At 48.4% G+C, this 979-nt stretch carries 1 protein-coding gene; it reads right to left on the bottom strand.

The genetic code is table 11. From position 1 onward, the window contains the following. A partial coding sequence (locus ABD031_RS13260; RefSeq protein ID WP_343852236.1) for a LamG-like jellyroll fold domain-containing protein occupies positions 1–979 on the bottom strand: 979 nt, incomplete at both ends.

The following is a 979-nucleotide window of genomic DNA, read 5'->3' as shown; positions in this document are numbered from 1 at the left end:
GTTTGGCCTATGGGGGCTCCTTTCCAGGTATAGTTTAGAGTGCCTGAATTCAGGGTAGCAATTAACGTTGTACCTCCGAAAAGCTCGATTTTGTCGATAGTTCCCTCTGATGCCAAATTAATCTGAACAGCACTAAGCACTTCGAATTGAGAATTTTGAGCGGGCGAAACTATACTGACTTTTGAAGTTTCCTGCTTGCCAGCAAAATCGGGATAGGTGATCTTGTTGGATATTAGCGTTGAGATCTCTTCTCTAGACAGCTGCCTGTTCCAGATTCCCACGTTGTCCAAGACTCCATCGATCCTTCTTGCATAGGCTGCATCCCTGAGCAGGGAAGCCGAGCCGACTGTCAGTTCCATCTCAGAGTCTCTAATTGACCCTGAGTACGATGGGGATTTCTCCGGACTTACCTTGTCCAGGTACAAACTGAATCCCTCGCCTGACTTGTAGGTCGCAATAACCCTTACCCATTTGCCTGCTGGGACTGTTTGGGTTGACACCCAGTCTCTCAAATACGGAATGTTTGCCCGGAGCCTAATCTTATTGTCTTTAGTGATGGCCATGGCGTACGTCTGGTTTTCAGGCCAGGATGATGAAAACGTCTTCCCGACTATAACAGCCCCGTCTTCCTTGCCATCTCCCTCTCGGAAGATATCTGCCATCAGGGTAAACTCGGTATCGAGGTTCAAGCTGCTGCTGTGGGGAACGCTAGAGATCGAGGTTTTCCCGTCATATTTGTTTCCCTTCCCATTAAAACCGGATACGTGGTCGATTGCACTGTTTTTCCCGTGGTTCTGGCCATGAGAATCCCTGAGGGCACCTGACACGTTGCTGTCCATCTCGTAAAATGCCACAAGTCCCTCAAGTAAACCTGTACTTGCGCCTGGATTAGAAATCTCTGGTTCTTTACCGACGACATTGATGGTGACTGGGGTTGACTCAACGATCACCCCACTACGATAATATGCTTTCGCCTTTA

This window comes from Algoriphagus jejuensis, assembly GCF_039523455.1.
GTDB classification, from domain to species: Bacteria; Bacteroidota; Bacteroidia; order Cytophagales; family Cyclobacteriaceae; genus Algoriphagus; species Algoriphagus jejuensis.
The sequence above is the reverse complement of the archived record's forward strand: the minus strand, read 5'-3'. Positions and strand labels throughout refer to the sequence as shown.